The organism is Gammaproteobacteria bacterium (genome assembly GCA_034522055.1).
Lineage (GTDB): Bacteria > Pseudomonadota > Gammaproteobacteria > JAABTG01 > JAABTG01 > JAABTG01.
Map to the genome: position 1 here is coordinate 813474 of JAXHLS010000006.1, position 18689 is coordinate 832162.

Here is an 18689-nt window from a genome sequence, read left to right on the forward strand (position 1 = left end):
GGGGCCGTCACAGGAGCACGACGGCGCCGCCCGCCACGGCCGCCAGGACCAACACCCCGCCCACGTAACGCCCCATGGCCATGCCGCCGATGGCGCCCGCCATCCCGGCCTTCACCAGGGTGTTGCTGATGGCGGCGATGGTCACCGTGGTAGCCGCGACGGCGGTCGCCACGTCCCCGGCACGGCTCATGGTGGCGGTGGAGAGATTGATGGCGTCCACATCGTTCAAGCCCGACACCGCCGCCAGCACGTAGAGGCCTGCATCCCCCAGCCATTCCCGCAGGCCATGGGCAAACAGCAGGATGACCACCAGCAGCAGTCCGAACTGCAATGCGGTACGCAGATCGAAGGGGTTCTTCAGCCCCTGGGGCTCCTCTTCCTGGGCGTCGTCGCCGCTGCGGCGCCACAGCCACAGCGCGCCACCGTAGGTCACGGCCCCCATGACGGCCATGGCCGGCACCAGGGCCATGCCCATCGGTGGATGGAGCAACCACGCCAGCAGCAGGACGCGGGGAAACATGGTGCCGGAGGCCAGCAGGATCCCCGCCGACAGTAACCGCCGCAGGGACGGGCTGGAACGCCCCAGGCGGGAGAAGTTGAGGGTCACCGCGGTGGAGGCGGCGAGGCCCCCGAAAAGGGCCGTGGCACCCAGGCCGAGGCGTGGACCGATGAGCTTGACGGCGAAGTAGCCGACGAAGGAGATGCCACCGATGAGTACCACCATCCACCAGATGGCATAGGGATTGAGGGCATTCCATGGCCCGTAGCCCTCGTTCGGTAGCACCGGCAGCACCACCACCGTGATGAGCAGGAGCTTGAAGATGGCGTAGAGTTCCTGTTGCTCGAGCCTCGCCACCGCCTCGCGAAACATGGGCTTGGTGCCCAGCAGCACCATGGTGACCACGCCCAGGGCCGCCGACACCGCCAGGTAACCGTGCATCACGGTCGCCCCCAGGCCGAAGGTCACGAGGCCCGCAACCGCGGTGGTGATACCGGGGTCACCGTCCTTGGCCGCCTCGACGCGGTGGGCGAAGAACAGCACGAGGGCCATCGCCGCGAACACCATGCCCAGCAGCAGCCCGCCATAGGCCTGCGCCAGCAGTCCCGACAGGGCACCCAGGAGTGCGGTGAGGGCGAAAGTACGGGTGCCGGCCACGGCCCCGAACTCCCGTCCCCGCTTGTGCCAGCCCCGCTCCAGGCCCACCAGCAGGCCGATGGCCAGGGCGAGACCGAAGCGGGTGAACAGTTCAACAGCGCCGAGTTCCGTCATGGCCGTGGCTCCCCATGCCTGCAACGCCTCGACGGGCGTCGCTTACAGGGACCTTCCCGGCCCCGCTCGTGGTCCCAGGCAGACGTAAATTTTTCTTTCCTGATCATTTGGTTACTCTTATCATCTCATTCCAAGTCTAGCACCGGAGTCGAGCCCGGGCCCCAGCCCTGGATTGCCCATTCCCAACGAGTTCATACATCATCCCGGTCATGGCCCGAAACATCCCCCCCTTGAGGTTGCTGGTGGCTGCCGGCCTCAGCCTGGCGCTGGCCCTGCTGCTGCTGGTGCTGCTCTACATCACGGACATGGCCCTGACGGTGTGGCAGAAGCTGGTGCAGGCGCCGCCGGTCTTCGTCATAGGTTACGCCTTGTTTTTGGTGGCGGTGGCGGCCGGCGGCACCTACATCATCTGGCGTCTCGCGCGCCCGCGGCGGACTATTCCTGATACCGTCGCTGCCCCGCCGCCGCCCACCGAGGATGAAGTCCGCAGGGAGGTGGCCTCGGCCCAGGAACGGGGCGTGGATGCCTCCGCTTCGGTGGCCGAGATCTCCGATCTGGAGCAACGCCGGGCCTCCGGCGAGGTCCACGTCGCCCTGTTCGGTGAGGTAAGCACCGGCAAGAGCGCGCTGGTCAACGCCCTAGTCCCCGCCGCCTCGACCCGGGTCGATCCCCGGTCGGGCACCACGCGGCGCATCGAGCGCCATACCTGGCAGAGCCCCGCCGGGGATCGCCTGGTGTTGGTGGACATGCCTGGAGTCAACGAGCCCGATGGTACCCTGACGGAACTCTCCACCGATGAGGCCCTGCGGGCCCACGTGGTGGTCTATGTGTGCGACGGCGACCTGAGCCGGGACCAATACGGAGAACTGCGAAATCTCGCCGCCTTCGGCAAGCCCCTCATCGTCGCCCTGAACAAGGTGGACCGCTACAGCCCCGAGGACCTCGAGCGCATCACCGCACGCATCCGTGAACGCACCGGCAGCCATGCCGGTGTAGAAGTGGTACAGGTGAGCGCGGGCTCCGAGCAGGAAGTGACGGTGGTGCATGCCGATGGCCGCGAGGAAATCCGGCGCCGCCGCCTGCCCGCCAACGTGGATACCCTGCGGGACGCCCTGCAACGGCGTATCGATCACGATGGGGAGGTCCTGGACGAACTGCGGGACGCCGCGGTGTTCGTGCTCGCCAAACGCAAGCTGGACCAGACCCTCAAGACCCACCGGGACGAGGCCTCACGCCGGGTGGTGACCAGCTATACCCGCAAGGCGGTGGTGGGCGCCATGGCCGCGGTGAGTCCCGGCATGGACATCATAATCCAGGGTTACCTCGGCGTCGGCATGGTCAAGGAGCTGTGCAAGATATACGACGTGCCGGTGCGCGAGGTGGAGATCGACCGGGTACTGAAGAACGCCACCGGCCGCGCCGGCAAGGCCCTGCCGGTGGCCCTGGCCATCGCCGGCAATTCCCTCAAGGCCTTCCCCGGCGCGGGTACGCTGGCAGGCGGCGTGACCCATGCCGTAGCCTATGGCCTCATGTTCGACAGTCTGGGGCAGGCCATCTCCCGCACCCTCGAAACCCGGGGCGCGTTGCCACCGGCCGTGGTCAGCCGAACCCTGGAGGAAGTGCTTGGTGAAGAACTGGAAACCCGTGCGCGACGCCTGGCAAAGGTTGCGCTTCAGAAGACCGAGAGAACAGACAAGGCCGCCGGCAACGGCTGATCGAGGAGGCCAGGGGCATCTGGACGATGCCCGCCTTTCCCTCACCGCTCTGCTGGAGGACAGCCATATCCCGCCCCAGGTACGGGCGGGCCTGGCGGGAGAGATGGAGCAGGTCCAGGAGATGCTGGATAAGCTCGAGCAGGGCCATCTCCATATCGCCGTCTTCGGGCGCGTGGGCGTCGGCAAGTCCGCCCTCCTCAACGCCCTGCTGGGCGAACGCCGTTTCAGTTGCAGCCCCCTCCATGGCGAGACCACCACCACCGCCATGGCGCCGTGGCGGGAGGTCGAGAAGGACGGCGTATTTCTCGTAGACACCCCCGGCATCAACGAGGTGGACGGCGAGACCCGGGAGCGCATGGCCCACGAGGTGGCCGGGCGCTCGGATCTGGTGCTTTTCGTGGTGGAGGGTGACATCTCGGATACCGAACTGGCGGCCCTGCGCACCCTGCTGGAGGCCTCCCGCCCCATCATCCTGGTGTTCAACAAGATCGACCACTATCGCGGTGAGGACCGGGAGGTGGTCCTGGCGTCCCTGCGCAACCGCACCCGCGATCTCATTCCGGAGCGCAACATCGTGGGCGTCAGCGCCGATCCGGCGGAGCGTGTCTACATCCAGGTGGCCGAGGACGGCAGCGAGCAGGAGACCGTGCGCCGGCCCGCTCCCGAGGTCCAGCAACTGGTGGACCGATTATGGCAGATCCTGGAACGTGAAGGTAAATCCCTCATGGCCCTCAACGCCACCCTGTTCGCCGGTCGCCTGTCGGACGACCTCGCGCGACGGGTGGTGGAACTCAAGACGGAACTGGCCCAACGTCTGGTACGCAACTACTGCATCACCAAGGGCGTGCTGGTGGGGGTGAACCCCGTGCCGGTGGCGGATCTCGCCGCGGCTGCCGCGGTGGACGTCAGCCTGGTGGTCCACCTGTCCCGCGTCTACGGCCTGCCCCTGACCCGGTCGGAGGCGGGCGGGCTGATCCGCACCATATTTGCCCAGATGGCGGTGCTCATGGGCACCGTATGGGCCATCCACCTCCTGTCCTCCGCCCTCAAGGTGGGCACCCTGGGTTTGTCCACCGCACTGACGGCGGCGGCCCAGGGCGCGGTGGCCTACTACGCCACCTACATCGTCGGTGAGGCGGCGCGGGAGTACCTGCAGATGGGCAAGTCATGGGGTAGCGCCGGTCCCAAGCGGGTGGTACGCGACATCCTCGACTCGGTGGATCGCGACTCCCTGCTGGCCGGCGCACGAGAGGAGATCCTGGGCCGCATCAAGACGGGCTGACGGCACCCGTGGACGGAAGCCTCCGATGCCCGCTGATATAATCGGTGCCGACCAACTCCCGCGGCATTACGCGCCACCCGAGAAGACGAAAACCGTGCTTCGCGACTCTTACGTTAATTTCCCACACAGGAACCCCCGCCATGGCCGACGACAACCTTTACGCCCCGCCCACCGCCGATCTCAACCGCCCGGCGGATGACGAGGACTTCGCCATCACCGGTCCTCATGTGCGCAGCGCGGGAGACGGCGCGCGGTGGCTGACCCAGGCCTTCGCCTTCTTTCGCGACGGTTGGCTGCAATGGCTGGCGGCCACCGTCATCCTGCTGGTGATCTACGTGGTGGTGCAACTGATCCCCTTCATCGGCGCCATCGCCATGATGTTCCTCGGACCGGTGTTTTCCGGAGGGCTGATGATAGGGGCGAGGGCCCAGGAACAGGGGGAGGATTTCCAGGTGGGCCACTTGTTCGCGGGGTTCTCCACCAACTCCGGCGGCCTGCTGACCCTGGGCGCGCTGTATCTGGCCCTGCAGATCGTCGCCTGGGCGGTGGGGCTCGGCATCATGTTCCTGTTCATGGGCAGTGCCGGCATGTTCGGCGCCATGGTGTCCGGCGACCCAGGTGCCGCGGCCGCGGTATCCCCGCTGGCGGCCACCCTCGGCGTGCTCGTCATCATGGCGGTGCTGATCCCCACCGCGGCCGCCATCTGGCTCGCCCCGCCCCTGGTGGCCCTCCACGGCATGCCCGCCCTTCAGGCCATGAAGATGAGCCTGGTGGGTTGCCTGAAGAACATCCTCGCCTTCCTGATCTACGGCCTCCTCGGTCTGGTGCTGGCCGTCCTTGCCACCCTCCCGCTGATGCTGGGCTGGCTGATATTGGTGCCCGTGATCATCATCAGCGTGTACACGGCCTATCGGGATATCTTCTCCGATACCCCGGCGACCCTGGGACGCTGATGACTGGTACGGGAGGGGGCATGGAGAGGCGGTGGCCGGGGCGCTTCGCTCCACGCTGACGCGCCACGACGGCCAGGAAGATTTCAGCATCACCACCCAGGACCAGATGCTGGAAGTGCTGGGTTCTATCCTCGGGATCCTGACCCTCGCGGTGGGCGCCCCGGGATCAGCCCTCCGGCTTGGCGCCCTGCTCCTCATCCCCCTCCTGCGAAGAGGCATCCTTGGCCTGGGCCTGATCCTGATCCTGGGCCTGGGCCTGGGCCTGGGCCTGACGGGCAGTGTACTCCCGGCGCTGCTCCGCTATGCGCTGCTGGATGGCGTTGCGCTGGGCCTCATAGGCCTGGCGCCAGGCCTCCCTGTCCTGTTCGAACAGCCTGCGCCGCCTCTCGCGCTCGGCCTCCAGTTCGGCACGACGGCGCTCGCGTTGCGCCGCCAGCTCCTGCCAGCGGGCCTCGTTGTACTGCCGGGCCTCGGCCTTGCGGGCCTCGTGAGCCGCCCGGGCGGATGGTTCGGCTGCCGTGGCAGCCGCGAAGCCCCAGAAGAGGCAGAACAGGAGAACTAAATCTTTTGCTTTCATGGATGGACCTTGGCTTTATCGAGTTCCATTCGGGGTGCGCAATCGCGCAGGACAACAACGAACCCATGCGATACACACACAAGCCCTCTGTTCCTCGGGAAACGGGGGCGTCGGGGACACGTCAGGCCATGACTTTAACATAGGCTGGCCGCAGGCCGTCCATGGGCCCGATCCCGAGCATCACGCCATGCCCGCCTATGGCTTCGCGGCCGTCACCAGGAACACCGGATAATCGCGGGCATCACCCTTCACCGTATGGGCCGTGGTGAAATGCACGCCATCGAATCCCACCTCCTCCAGCAGTTCCGCCAGGAGGGCGCGCTCGAATCCGTGGTGGAAAACGCCTTCGGCATCCGCCGGGTGAAAGGTGCCATCCTCCTTGTCCAGGTCCGCCAGGGCGATCCGGGCACCCGGCTTCAGATGTTCCGCGAAGCGCAGCAGCAGGGTACGGGTATCCGGCACGTGGTGCAGGGCCATGGCGCTCATGATGAGGTCGAAGCGCTCACGGATAGGCTCGGTAGTGATATCCCGGCACACGGGTTTCACCTTGCCCGCGAGTTCCGGTTTGGCCATCAGGTGCTCCAGCATGGCTTCCGAGGTGTCCACTGCCACGATGCGTTCCACCAGCGGGGCCACCTGACTGGTGATGAGGCCCGTGCCGGCACCGAAGTCCATGACCTCCATGCCCTCTTGGAAATCGATACTCCTCAGGATGGCCGCGCCGATGTCCCGGGATAAGGCCTTGACCCGCTCCCGCTTGTCCCAATCCCCGGCCTTGTCCGCGAACAAATCCGCCATGTCTGTCTCCTGCCGAAGGCAAATGCCCGGGCAATTCAGGTTTCAATTCACCGGCGCCACCGCCTGGCGCGCCACCCGTCGTTCCGTGAGAAACACATACAGCCCGGAGGCAATGATGATAAGCGCCCCGAGCGCGGTAATCCTGTCCGGGAGATCACCGAACACGGCCCAGCCGAGGGCAGTGGCACTGATGATCTCTAGATACTGGAAGGGTGCCATGACGCTGGCGTCGGCCCGCTTGAGGGCCGCCGCGATCATGACATGAATGACGGCCGATAACAGGCCGATGGCCACCACCAGGGCGACCCCCGTCCCATCGGGACGGGAGAAGCTGAATACGGGCAGGCCCACATGCCAGCCGGCGGCCATCAACACGCTGAGGATCCCCGCAGCCACCAAGCCGGTCCAGAACTGCAACAGAATGATGTCCTCGTGGACCGCCCGAGTCCGCGTGAGGGCCATATAGATGGCGTAGCAGGTGCCCGCGAGAAACGGAAATATCGTCGCCACGCCGTAGGCCGCCCAGTTGGGTCGAATGACCACCAGGGCCCCCACCAACCCGACCAATACCGCCAGCCAGCGGCTCCAGCCGATACGTTCCCCCAAAAACACCCCCGAGATGGCGGTCAGTATCAGCGGTTGCACGAAGAAAATGGCGGTGTTGTTGGCGATGGGCAGGTGATGAAGCCCCCACACCAGGAATATTACCGCGCCGGCCAGCACCACCCCCATCCAGAAGTGGCGCGCCGCCAGAGTGCCGGCGATGGGCGTGCCACGTACCAGCAGCAACGGCAGCAATACCAGGCACTGGACCATAAACCGTCCCCACGCGATCTGCCCCACGGCCTGGGACATGGACGCCCACTTCGCCAGGGCATCGATTACCGGCACCGACAGCATGGCGGCGGAGATGATGAGAATACCCACTTCGGTGGCTGATATAGGGATTCTGGTGCGGGGCAAGGGAGATCCTTTGCGGGGGGCTTGGTGAGATCTTAACGCGATATGGTCCGGCCTTCAGGCTCGCGTTTCACCGCATCGCCGCAGACGGTATTGGCGCCGTCCATTCCTGCCCCGTCCCTGGAAGGGATAGGACCGCACGAATGAATCAAAGGCGGGGACCATCGGGAATAGATTGAACCTACTATCGTATATACATTCATTTTGTTTTGATGCATTATTTTTATGCTTCGATTTATCGGGGAGCGAAGATTAAACCACACGCCCCTGACAGCACTAAACCAATAAACGGGAATAAGCAATGGCAAAAGTACCGAATGTTTCCAATCTGACACTCGAACAGATCCAAAAACTGAAAACCGATCTGAATAAGGAAGAAACAAGAAAAAAACGCTCCCAGAAATCCCGCCTGGTGACCCAACTGGCCGGAGAGATCCGGAAAAGCGGCTTCACGGTCGAAGAGATAGCCAATGACCTGCTTCAAAAGAAAAGCAAGGCCCCGGTTGCCAAGCGCGCCGGCACCAGGCGGGGGTCAGTCAATGTGGCCTATATCGATCCGGAGGACCCGAACAATACCTGGACCTTCAAGGGGCGGGCGCCGAAATGGGTCGAGGAGCGCATGCAGGCGGCAGGCCTCGACATCAAGAACCGCGAGCACAAGGAACAATTCAGGAAAAAGCTGAAGAAGGCCTGATCCGGTCCGGCGGCGGGCTCAAGGGACGGTAAGGACCCCCTGTCGCTCCTTCCCCTGGCAGCCGTGACGCCAAGCGGTGCCTCCGCGCAACTGACGGGTCTTTTCCACCATGCGATAGGTGGAGCGATTGTTGTTGAATCTGGACACGGCGGATAACGGAATCCACAGGATGTCATGGGATTCGTCGTTGCCCGGGATGGGAACGACGTTGTCTATCTCGACCAGAAAACGGATATCGAAATGTTCGTGCCGCGGACCGCGCGCACTGGCCGGTATGGTGTGCACGTCGACGTCGAACAGGTCCTGATCCACCAGATGGATATGGGAGGCGTCCAGCCCGGTCTCCTCCGCAGTCTCACGTAACGCGACGCGGAGGATATCGGCATCCCCATCGGCGTGTCCGCCGGGCTGGAACCATTGATCATGCTTGCGGTGATGAAGCATCAGCACATGGTCCCGGCACGGGCTCACCACCCAGGCGGAGCCCGTGACATGGCCGGGCCACAGGTCGCAATGGAAGCAATCCTCGTGGGCCTCGACGAAGGCCCGGGCACGCTGCACGTGGGCGGCCTCATCCATGAACCGGGTGCGATGGCGGGCCAGCAGTCTCAGCAACTCCCGGCGATGCACGGTCCCTGCCCTTCATGGGGTGGTCGCAATGAAACGTTGATGCCCCCATCCGGCGCGCTGCCCGAGGGCACCGAGGTGGCGATACGCAGTAAACCGGGTTCCGTGGGATTCATGCGGGCAGCCACCAGCGGTTCACGTGCCGGAGGGGCGTCCGATGGCCGCGATAGCCGCGCCCGCCGCCTCGTCCACATTGCCCTCGCTTCCCGACAGCACGAGGCGGCCATAGGCGCCCACGGCCCGCACGTCCACCAGCGTGATGGTGGCGGCCTTCTCCGCCTGATTGGCGGCGTAGATCACGTAGCCCGCGGGCTCCGTCTCCAGAATGAACATACTCTCGCCGGCCAGGATCATGGAACCCCTGCGGTTCTGGCGATTGATGAGCACCGTGTGGTCCGGCGTCATGCCGCGGATGGTCTCCTGCCAGGTGATGCGGGGTAGCTGGCGATCGTCGAGCCGCGCGCCCATGTTGCCAAGCACCAGCTCTCCCGCCTGGCGCACGTCGCTCTGATCCCGCTGATGGAGCACCATGGAACCGAACTCCCGTTCTACCACCTGCTGGGACAGATGCACCCGGGTGGCTTTCAGGGCCATGTCCGTGAGGCGGTGGACGGCCATGCCCGGCGACACCTCCACCCACAGGCAGGCGTCCCCCGGCACCGGCAGGAAACCCTGGGACACGGTAGCGATATACTCGGCGAGTTGGGGCTGCAACGAGTCGATATAGACGTAGGTCCGCAGGGATATCATCGCCGTGCCGGGACATGACAAAGTTGCCGCGGCGCAGTGGCCGGAGATGTGCTGGAATGGGGCTTCACGACGGGGCCTGTCAGTTTTGGCAATGGCAAGATGATTTCCCTGCAGAATTGTCCCGAATCGACAAACCATAAATCAAATAGCATATTTAACGCCGACTCATAGAGTCACAGTTATGTATGCACCCCTCGGTCATCGTCCCGCCCGACTATTTGCGCAGCCCTCCCGATCATGATAATCAATACCTTGCAAAGTAAAACAAAAGCGGTAGCTACGAAAGACGCTAATTACGAGGGGCGGGGAGGGCGAAGGCACGATAGACCCCGGGACGTTGGACATCCACCTCGGCGCTCCTGAGATCGCCGCTTTGACTTTCGCGCCTTTCGCGTGTTTCGTGGTTACACTTCGAAGTATCTCTTGCGAGGATCGTCGACCATGAAGCCTCTCATTTACGCGCTGCTCGGGAGTTTCACTCTGTCCGCGGCGGCAGACAGCATAGACGGGACCATCCGCATCCCCGTAGGTCAACAGGAAGGGACGGTGCAGTCCGCTGCCCTCCCCGTGCGCGGCATGAACCGCGACCGGGTGCTGGCGCGATACGGGCGGCCCGGGGCCCAGACGGTGCCCGTGGGGGACCCACCCATCAGCCGCTGGCATTACGACGGCTTCACGGTTTACTTCGAAGGCGATGTGGTGCTGCATAGCGTCGTGGCCCACGTCCCCAGGCACCCCCTGTCTCCATCGCCGGGACCTTAGCAGCATCACGGCGCGAGACGTCGTTGAGGCAGGGCCAAGGCGTGGTGCGCCCTGTACAGGGCCTCCTCGTTCGTGTTGGCCTGATTTGGTATGCTTTTGCTTTAAGCGTTTTCTGTAACCGTAGAGGCCGTATGCTCCCGGGCGAGCGGAGAATCGACGGCGCTATCGCAGATCGGATGGGCCCTCGAGGTCGCGGCGCACAGACTCGGCAAAGGGTCGTTCATTCATTGATAATAATGCCGTGATACGCGGCACCAGTCGAACCACCACCAAAGACGACGAGGTCAGTAATGTTTATCACTAAATCAGAACTCTGTACCGGCCGTCCGAAGCGCGGACAAATCTCCGTCACCGTAATGGCCGTCGCAGCGGCGCTGTGGGTCTTGTCCCCGACCCAGGCCATGGCTGAGGCCGGTGAACCGGCCGATACGGCAGCCGCGGATACCCCCACCAAGACCGATGAAGGGCATGGCGAAGCCGAGAGGGAGACGGCAGATCTCAAGGCTCAATTGGAACTCGTCCGGGCCCGGGCGGATGTCCTCGCCGATCAGAAAAGCACCCTGGAGCGCCAACTGGCCAGTACGGAGGAAACCGTGGCCGGACTGAAGGCCCGGTCAGCGGTGTTCGAGCAGACGGAAAAGGCCATGACGGAGCAACTGGCCGCGGCCCGGGCCGCTCATGAGAAGCTCGAGCAACGCAACGACGCCCTTGCCGATGACCTGGCTGCCACCAAGGCGCACGCCGCCGATCGTATCGCGACCCTGGAGTCGGACGTGGAGCGCCTGCGGGCCGCGGGCACCGCCGCGGAACAACGCGTGGAGAAACTGAACCAGGAATTGGCTGCCAATAGCGAGGCCCTGGATACGGCCACCAAACGCATGACTCGGCTGCAATCCGCCCTGGATGCGGTCACGGTGAAGAGCAACGCGTTGCAGCTGAAAAAGGCCGCCATGGCCGATGAACTGATGGCCGGACGCCAAGCCTATGAGGCGGCCCAGGCCGAGATCAAGGAACTGCATGGCGCCCTGGAGGCCGCCAAGGCCCAAGTCGCGAAGCTCGAAGGCGCCGTGGACACTGTCACCGCTTCAAGAAATGAGCTGAAAGAGCAGAACAAGAACCTGGTGGCCGATTTGGCAGTGCGCGAGAAGGCCCTGAAGCAGGCCGAGGCTCATGGGGCGGAGCTTAGCTCGCAGCTGGAGGCCGCCAGCGCCCAGCGCCGGGAGCTCGAGGTCAGGAATGCCGCGCTGGCGGCCGCTGTGGCGAGTGGCGAGGAGGCCCTGAAGGAGGCCAAGGCCCGTGGGGCGGAGCTTAGCTCGAAGCTGGAGGCCACCACCGCCCAGCGCCGGGAACTCGAGGCCAGGAATGCCTCGCTGGCGGCCGCTGTGGCGACTGGCGAGGAGGCGCTGACGGAGGCCAAGGCCCATGGGGCGGAGATTGCTGCCGCCCTGGAGGCCACCACCGCCGAACGAGACCACGCTCGCCAGCGCGCGGCGGAGCTGGAATCGACACTGGAAGCCAGCCGTGCGTCCCTCGCCACGGCAGAGGACAAGTCGGCCGAGTTGACCGCCGACCTCGAGCAGGCCATCGCCGACAAGGCGCGCCTGAATGAGCACGTGGCGGCCCTGGAGGGTGAACTGGCCGCCAGGAGCGACGCCCTGGCGGCGGCTGAGGCCCGGGCGGCCGAGACGCAAGCCCGGCTGGAAGAGACCATCGTCGCCCGGGATGAGTTGAAGAAGGACAAGGCCGCCACCGAGGCCCTGCTGGCGGAGGCGGGTGAAGAACTTGCGGCCACCCGTGAGATCCTTACCAAGGCGCGGCAGGCCAACAACAGGCTGGCGGCCAAGCTGGTGGAGGCTGATGGTGGCACTGCCACCCTGGACAGCACGCGCCGCGCCGCCGAATATGCCAGTGATGACTTCCGCACCGCCCTCCTCGAATCCTATGGTGCGACCGAGAATGGCGAGGCCCGGGTGGCGCTGCATGAGGCATCCGTGGCCTTGCGCGACGAACAGTTCATGGTGGCACGGGCACTGGATGCGCGGGGGCTGTATATGGTACGCCCGGGTGATTCCCTGGCCCGCATCGCCAGTTTCTTCTATGGTGATGGCAACCTGTGGGCTGCCCTCTACGATGCCAACAGCCACGTCCTGCCGGATCCCAATGATCTGCAGCCCGGCATGACCCTGGTGGTGCCCTAGGGATCCTCCCCATCGGGCCAGGGATGGCCTATGATGCGCGCGGTCTTTACAACAGCCCTCCCATGGAGACCGCAGCCTTTTGAGGCTGGTTACGTACCGCCACTCCACGACCTGGACGCAGAGGCCTTTAAGATTGGGCGCCAACCCGTTCGCTACGGGCCGATGCCTAAACCATGAATGATCACGACGACAAGATCCGACGTCTCGACCCTTCCCGTCTTTCCGACCTGTTTCACCGGGCCATCTGGAACGTGGACATGGCGAGCTTGCCGTGGTGGCGCGCGGTGCTCACCCGCGCCGTACGCACCCTATATGCCGTAGGCAGGGACCTGACCCAGGGCCAGCTTAACCTCCAGGCCATGAGCCTGGTCTACACCACCCTGCTGTCCCTGGTGCCCCTGCTGGCGGTGAGTTTCTCCGTGCTCAAGGGCTTCGGAGTGCACAACCAGGTGGAGCCGGTGTTGCTGAGCGTACTCGAGCCCCTGGGTGAAAAGGGCGAGGAGATCGCCCGTCAGGTCATCGGTTTCGTGGAGAACGTGCGTATCGGCGTACTCGGTGCCCTGGGCCTCGGCCTGCTGCTGTACACGGTGATCTCCCTCATCCAGAAGGTGGAACGCGCCTTCAACTTCACCTGGCGGGTGGAGCACCATCGCCGCTTCGCCCAGCGCTTCAGCGATTACCTGAGCGTCATTCTCATCGGCCCGGTGCTGGTGTTCTCGGCCCTCGGGGCCACCGCCTCCATCATGAGCACCTCCATCGTCCAATCCCTGTCGGCCATCGAACCCTTCGGTAGCCTCATCGAGTTTGGCGCCCGGCTGATACCCTATTTCTTCATCATCGCCGCCTTCAGCTTCGTCTATATCTTCGTGCCCAACACTCGGGTGCGCGTGTCCTCCGCCCTCACGGGAGCCCTGGTGGCCGGTGTCCTGTGGCAGACCGTAGGCTGGGCATTCGCCGCCTTCGTGGTGACCTCCACCAAGTACACGGCCATCTATTCGGGCTTCGCCATCCTCATCCTGTTCATGATCTGGCTGTATCTGGCGTGGCTGATCCTGCTGGTGGGGGCGAGCATCGCCTTCTACCATCAACATCCGGAATACCTCAGCTCCCGCCATCGCGTCCTGCAACTCAGTGGCCGCCTGCGTGAACGCCTGGCCCTGTTGGGTACGGCCCTCATCGGCAAGGCCCACTATGGGGGTGAGCGAACCCCGAGCGTCGAGGGGTTGGCCCGGCGCCTTCGCGTACCCACTCAGGCCATGCAGGAGGTGCTCGCGCCCCTGGAGGATGAAGGCCTGCTCACTGTCGCCGCCGCCGAACGCCTGACTTACGTACCTGCCAAGGCGCCGGAGACGGTGCCGGTGAAGAGCCTGCTCGATGCCGTACGCTGTGCCGGCGAGGACCCCTATCTGAACCTGCGGCGCCTGCCCCTGCACACCGTGGTGGAGGCCGCCATGGGCGCCGCGGATGATGCCACCGAGCAGGCTCTGGGGCACCTTAGCTGGAAAGACCTGGCCCTCGGGGAAACGAGCCCTGCGCCGAGCCCGGAGCCAGGGACGACCGCGGGCACAGAAGGAGAAATCCCTGAGGAAGATGGAGAGCCGGCCCTCCCCGCGAGGGGCGATGAGCCCAACGGGTAGGTCTAGCCGTGCCTGTCGGGGATCCCCGAGGCACCACCCGAGGGGCACACTGATGACATTTGTTCCGGTTCCGATCAGGCCATACGGGATACCCCGAAGGAGATGAAAAAATGAGCAGTTCCCTGCAGGACCAGTTACTGAAGACCGGCGTGGCCAACGAACAGCAAGCGAAGAAGGCGCACAAGGCCAAGGTCGAGCGCCGCAAGCACCAGGAGAAGGCACGCAAGGGGGCGCCGCCCGCCAGCGCAGAGGAACGGGAACAGCTGCGCCGGGCCCAAACTGAAAAGGCGGCGCGGGACCGCACCCTAAACCTGCAACGTCAGGAGGCGGCGGCGCGCCGGGCCCGGGTGGCCGAGATCCGCCAGCTCGTCGAGGCCCACCGCCAGCCCCGGGAAGGCGGAGACGTCCCTTATCATTTCGTGGACGACACCGTGGTGCGCAGGATCCATGTGACGAAGGCCATGCACGAGCGGCTCGGCCGCGACCAACTGGCCGTCGTCAGGTACGGTGACGGTTACGAGGTGGTGCCCGTGGCGGTGGCGGAGAAGATAAAGACGCGGGATCCCGCAGCGGTGATCCCACCGAATCTATCGGACAAGCCCCTTGAAGAAGACGACCCCTATGCCGGCTACGAGGTGCCGGACGATCTCATGTGGTGACCGGATCCATGGGGCCCCGCCCCGAGGGACCGCTCCGGACCGACACAGGCATCGCCGTCGTGGGCCGCACCCACCCGGAAGACGCGGTCTGAATATGCGTAGGGGGCCTCCAGGGTGAGGCCATCCCCGCCCTGCCATGCCATCCCGGTGAGCCTGCCATAGGCGCGTAGCACCGGGCTCGGGGGACTCGCCAGACGGGCATCCTCCCACACCAGAATGATGCCGCAACGCCCGGCGAGCAGATGGTCGGGGGCCGGCCGGTCACGGTTCGCGTCCACGACCACGGTACCGGGAAGATGGAGTTGCAGGGTCCCGGCCAGATAATTCTCGTCCGTGATCAACACGCCCCCGTTCCAGCCCCGTAGGCTCAGCTGCGCCGCGATGTCCGCAACCGGCGCATTGATCTCATCCGGGGCGTCCAGGATATCGTAGAGCAGAATACGTGCGGGCATGGCCACCAGGACCAGGAGGGCGAACCCTGCGGCGATACGCGCAAAGGCCTCGAGACGATGGGGCGTGAGACGCTGGTGCAACAGCAGCAGGAATACGATGGGCGCGAGATAGGCGTAGGGCAGCATCCAGCGGGTCTTGAAGTAGGCGCTCTCCGTGAAAAGTATCAGCAGCGTCATGCCCAGCAGGACGAGCAGCCCGTAGCGCACCATGAGCCGCCGCCAGAGGTCGTCCGGCGGGGGCGCGCATCCGGCCCCCCGGGGACGCCGCCACAGCACCAGACCGTAGACCAGCCACAGGGGGGTCAGGAACTGGAACAGGGCCCACAGCAGGCTGCCCCACCCCACGCCCAGACGCATGGGCACCGACAGTGGCTCCTTGCCGTCCAGATCATGGATCACCGAGAGAGTGACTTCGTCCAGGTGGTGCAGCAACCAGAGGGAATGGGGCAGCACCACCGCAGCCGCGATGGCAACGGTAATACCGAGACTCGGGCGCAACAGCCGGGCACGGGTCTCCGGAAGCCAGGCCGCGGCCCCCAGCAGGGCCACGGCATACAACGCGAAGCTGTACTTCGCCACGAGGCCGGCACCCAGGAACAGGCCGAGGGCGGCGAAGGCGCCTGGGCGGCCGTCGCGGATGGTCTTCACCAGAGCATACAGCAGGCCGGCGGCACAGGCGGTCACCAGCACCGAGTGGGACAGATCACGCTGGGCCTCCCAGGCCACCTGATGCAGAAACAACAACGATGCGGCTGCCACCAGGGCCATGTCCCGCCGCCCCAGCATGGTGCGTGCGGCGGCGTAGGTGAAAGCATAGGTCGCAGCCAGCAACAGGTTCTTGAGCAGGGCCAGGCCGAAGATGGTCGGTCCCGTGAAACGGAAAACGAACCACTGCAACCAGGTGTAGAGGGGGGGCTGGACGCCATAGCCCGCTTCCAACTCCCGGGCAAACAGCAACTGCTCGGCCTCGTCGAGGCCGAGGGTGGACGTGACCAGCATCCGCGTCACCACATGGATACCGAAATAAGCGGCGAGCAGCAGGCCCCCATGGCGAAGGAGAAGCCCCAGTGCAGGAAGTTCATTCTTGGGCATGGTGCGGTGGGAAGGTTGGGTTCGGCGGGTTGAACGGGCGCACGCATGATACCCCAATCCCCCGTCAGGCGAGGGCTCCGAATGGCAGCCCCCGCCCACCCCTTAATCACTATCCAAGCCCCGATCGTTCCGCTTCAAACTCCGACGGCGATATCGCGGCCATTAAGGGGCGATCCCGGCCTATACTTGGGAACAACCAGACGAACCGGAGAATACCCCCATGTTTGATGCCGCCGAGGTGGGCCGTCGCATCGACAAGAAGGACTTCAAGGCGCGGGAGCCCGAGTTGCGCACCCGTCTCCTGGACGCCCAGCGGCGCCTGAGGAACGCGGACTTCCCGGTCATCGTCGTAGTATCCGGTGTGGAGGGGGCCGGCAAAAGCGAAGTGGTGAACCGCCTCCACGAGTGGCTGGATACGCGCGGCCTGCAGACCATCGCCTTCTGGGACGAGACCGACGAGGAGCGCCAGCGACCGCGATGGTGGCGCTTCTGGCGGGCCCTGCCACCCAACGGGAACATCGGCGTGCTGTTCGGCTCCTGGTATACGACTCCCATCGTGCGCCGGGCCACCGGCGAGACCACCGAGGCGGAACTGGACGAGGAACTGGCTCACATCGCCGAGTTCGAGCGCATGCTCACGGACGACGGCGCCCTCATCGTGAAATTCTGGTTCCATCTGTCCGAGGAGGCCCAGGCCAAGCGTTTCAAGGCCATGAAGAAGGGTGACCGGCGCCGTAAGCTGGCGCCCAAGCAGAAGGAGTTCGCCAAGCTCTACAAGCAGTTCATCGAGGTGAGCGAGGGTGCCCTGCGGGCCACCGACAGTGGCGTCGCCCCCTGGTATGTCATCGAGGCCGCGGATCCCCGCTATCGCGACTTTACCGCCGGTGAGACCCTGCTGGCGGCCCTCGAACGACGTCTCGCCCTGGCCGCAGCACCGCCCTCCGAGGTCGCCGCCGTCCTCCCCGAACCCATGTCCATCGACACCCCCGAGGCCCAGATCACCATTCTCGACCACGTGGACCTCTCCCCCGCCCTGGAGCGCACGGACTACAAGAGCCAGTTGAAGAAATACCAGAGCCGCTTGAACACCTTGTCCTGGGCGGCATGGAACGCCAAGGTATCCACCGTGGCGGTATTCGAGGGCTGGGACGCCGCCGGCAAGGGTGGTGCCATCCGCCGCGTCACCGGCGCCATGGACGCCCGGCTCTACCGGGTCATCCCCATCGCCGCGCCCACCGATGAGGAACGCGCTCATCACTATCTATGGCGGTTCTGGCGCCATATACCGCGGGCAGGCTACTTGGCCCTGTTCGACCGCTCCTGGTATGGCCGGGTGCTGGTGGAGCGGGTGGAAGGCTTCGCCGCCCAGGCCGAGTGGATGCGGGCCTTCGGTGAGATCAACGTCTTCGAGGAGCAACTCGCCGAGGCCGGTATCGCCATGGCCAAGTTCTGGATCCACATCAGCAAGGAAGAGCAGCTTGCCCGCTTCGAGGCCCGCGTCGAGGTGCCCTACAAGGAGCACAAGATCACCGACGAGGACTGGCGTAACCGCGAGCGCTGGGACGCCTACAAGGACGCCGTCAACGACATGGTGGCACGCACCTCCACCGCCCACGCACCGTGGACGGTGGTGGCGGGCAATGACAAGTTGTATGGACGCATCGAAGTGCTCAGAACCTTCTGCGACACCCTGGAACGGGCCCTGGATCGCGTCTGAGCCCGTCCCGCGCGTCGCTTGCTCCCGGCGACGGAAACCCGGCCCCGCACCCCACCGGCTGCCGGATCAGCCGATGCTCACTTCAAACCGCGAGTCGAAATTCATCCTGCCTATCATCTCCACCATGGCATCCCATTCCGTTGTCTCTATGCCGGAAATATCCACCTCATAACGCCGCCTCGAGGTAGTAATGCGAGCCACCTCCCTGTCGACGCTTATGGCCATGAGCATATCATCTTCTTCATCCGCATCCCCCTCCATGGACACCCTGACGCCACGTGCCTCCTCCTCAAGCAGCATCTCGAACGCCGGTGTCCTTATGAGCCCCAGGGTTTTTATGTCCATCTCCCCGTCGTCCAGGGCGAAGGACAACACCAGGTCCGGGCCTTCGTCATAGATGCCTAAGAATTGTGCCGTATCCATTGCCCTTCGAACGTCATAGTCGAATCCCCTTGGCTGCCGTCCAAACCACCCCTTCATTACAGAATAGTTCATGGATACGACGCCGCCACCCGGCAGAACCGGAATCGCACTCGATGCCGGCGC

The 18689-nt window shown here is 64.8% G+C and carries 18 protein-coding genes; 9 read left to right on the top strand and 9 right to left on the bottom strand.

The window, feature by feature from the left end:
• Positions 1–7: 7 nt before the first annotated feature.
• Positions 8–1270, bottom strand: a complete 1263-nt coding sequence (locus U5S82_22570) for an MgtC/SapB family protein (protein MDZ7754348.1) — start codon at positions 1268–1270, stop codon at positions 8–10.
• Between the two features lie 209 nt (positions 1271–1479).
• Between U5S82_22570 and U5S82_22575 the strand changes: the two genes are divergently transcribed.
• From U5S82_22575 to U5S82_22585, 3 genes are all read left to right on the top strand, one after another.
• Positions 1480–2985 (top strand): GTPase, encoded by a 1506-nt coding sequence (locus U5S82_22575; protein MDZ7754349.1) that lies wholly within the window; start codon positions 1480–1482, stop codon positions 2983–2985.
• A complete protein-coding gene (locus U5S82_22580; GenBank protein MDZ7754350.1) occupies positions 2897–4267 on the top strand; it encodes a GTP-binding protein in 1371 nt (456 codons plus the stop codon). Before U5S82_22575 ends, U5S82_22580 begins: the two co-directional genes overlap by 89 nt.
• A gap of 140 nt (positions 4268–4407) precedes the next feature.
• Entirely contained in the window at positions 4408–5220 is an 813-nt protein-coding gene (locus tag U5S82_22585) for a BPSS1780 family membrane protein (protein ID MDZ7754351.1), read from the top strand.
• Positions 5221–5386: 166 nt separating this feature from the next.
• On the opposite strand, the gene U5S82_22590 is transcribed toward U5S82_22585, so the two are convergent.
• The 3 genes from U5S82_22590 to U5S82_22600 form a co-directional block, all read right to left on the bottom strand.
• The gene (locus tag U5S82_22590) at positions 5387–5797 is read right to left on the bottom strand and encodes a hypothetical protein (GenBank protein MDZ7754352.1); all 411 of its coding nucleotides are present in this window, start codon (positions 5795–5797) and stop codon (positions 5387–5389) included.
• A 195-nt stretch (positions 5798–5992) separates the two neighbouring features.
• Positions 5993–6595 (bottom strand): class I SAM-dependent methyltransferase, encoded by a 603-nt coding sequence (locus U5S82_22595; GenBank protein MDZ7754353.1) that lies wholly within the window; start codon positions 6593–6595, stop codon positions 5993–5995.
• Between the two features lie 42 nt (positions 6596–6637).
• A complete protein-coding gene (locus U5S82_22600) occupies positions 6638–7558 on the bottom strand; it encodes a DMT family transporter (GenBank protein MDZ7754354.1) in 921 nt (306 codons plus the stop codon).
• A 298-nt stretch (positions 7559–7856) separates the two neighbouring features.
• Between U5S82_22600 and U5S82_22605 the strand changes: the two genes are divergently transcribed.
• Positions 7857–8249 (top strand): H-NS histone family protein, encoded by a 393-nt coding sequence (locus U5S82_22605; GenBank protein MDZ7754355.1) that lies wholly within the window; start codon positions 7857–7859, stop codon positions 8247–8249.
• Positions 8250–8267: 18 nt separating this feature from the next.
• Here U5S82_22605 and U5S82_22610 read toward each other — a convergent pair whose 3' ends face one another.
• Entirely contained in the window at positions 8268–8879 is a 612-nt protein-coding gene (locus U5S82_22610) for an NUDIX hydrolase (GenBank protein ID MDZ7754356.1), read from the bottom strand.
• 132 nt (positions 8880–9011) lie between these two features.
• Positions 9012–9626 (bottom strand): BMC domain-containing protein, encoded by a 615-nt coding sequence (locus U5S82_22615; GenBank protein ID MDZ7754357.1) that lies wholly within the window; start codon positions 9624–9626, stop codon positions 9012–9014.
• Between the two features lie 441 nt (positions 9627–10067).
• Between U5S82_22615 and U5S82_22620 the strand changes: the two genes are divergently transcribed.
• Entirely contained in the window at positions 10068–10388 is a 321-nt protein-coding gene (locus tag U5S82_22620) for a phosphodiesterase (protein ID MDZ7754358.1), read from the top strand.
• A 220-nt stretch (positions 10389–10608) separates the two neighbouring features.
• On the opposite strand, the gene U5S82_22625 is transcribed toward U5S82_22620, so the two are convergent.
• On the bottom strand, positions 10609–10791 hold the full coding sequence (locus tag U5S82_22625) for a hypothetical protein (GenBank protein MDZ7754359.1): 183 nt from the start codon (positions 10789–10791) through the stop codon (positions 10609–10611).
• Here U5S82_22625 and U5S82_22630 point away from each other — a divergent pair.
• The 3 genes from U5S82_22630 (at position 10790) to U5S82_22640 (ending at position 14882) form a co-directional block, all read left to right on the top strand.
• On the top strand, positions 10790–12586 hold the full coding sequence (locus tag U5S82_22630) for a LysM peptidoglycan-binding domain-containing protein (protein ID MDZ7754360.1): 1797 nt from the start codon (positions 10790–10792) through the stop codon (positions 12584–12586). The two genes, U5S82_22625 and U5S82_22630, sit on opposite strands and share 2 nt — an antisense overlap.
• Positions 12587–12759: 173 nt before the next feature.
• Positions 12760–14223, top strand: coding sequence for a YihY/virulence factor BrkB family protein (locus U5S82_22635; protein ID MDZ7754361.1), 1464 nt, complete (start codon positions 12760–12762; stop codon positions 14221–14223).
• Between the two features lie 110 nt (positions 14224–14333).
• Positions 14334–14882: a DUF2058 domain-containing protein gene (locus U5S82_22640; protein MDZ7754362.1), complete on the top strand. Its 549-nt coding sequence runs from the start codon at positions 14334–14336 to the stop codon at positions 14880–14882.
• On the opposite strand, the gene U5S82_22645 is transcribed toward U5S82_22640, so the two are convergent.
• Positions 14852–16426, bottom strand: a complete 1575-nt coding sequence (locus U5S82_22645) for a glycosyltransferase family 39 protein (protein ID MDZ7754363.1) — start codon at positions 16424–16426, stop codon at positions 14852–14854. The genes U5S82_22640 and U5S82_22645 overlap by 31 nt on opposite strands.
• 220 nt (positions 16427–16646) lie before the next feature.
• Between U5S82_22645 and pap the strand changes: the two genes are divergently transcribed.
• Complete coding sequence (gene pap, locus U5S82_22650; protein ID MDZ7754364.1) at positions 16647–18143, top strand: polyphosphate:AMP phosphotransferase; 1497 nt, start codon at positions 16647–16649, stop codon at positions 18141–18143.
• A gap of 66 nt (positions 18144–18209) precedes the next feature.
• On the opposite strand, the gene U5S82_22655 is transcribed toward pap, so the two are convergent.
• Positions 18210–18638, bottom strand: a complete 429-nt coding sequence (locus U5S82_22655; GenBank protein MDZ7754365.1) for a hypothetical protein — start codon at positions 18636–18638, stop codon at positions 18210–18212.
• Positions 18639–18689: the final 51 nt, after the last annotated feature.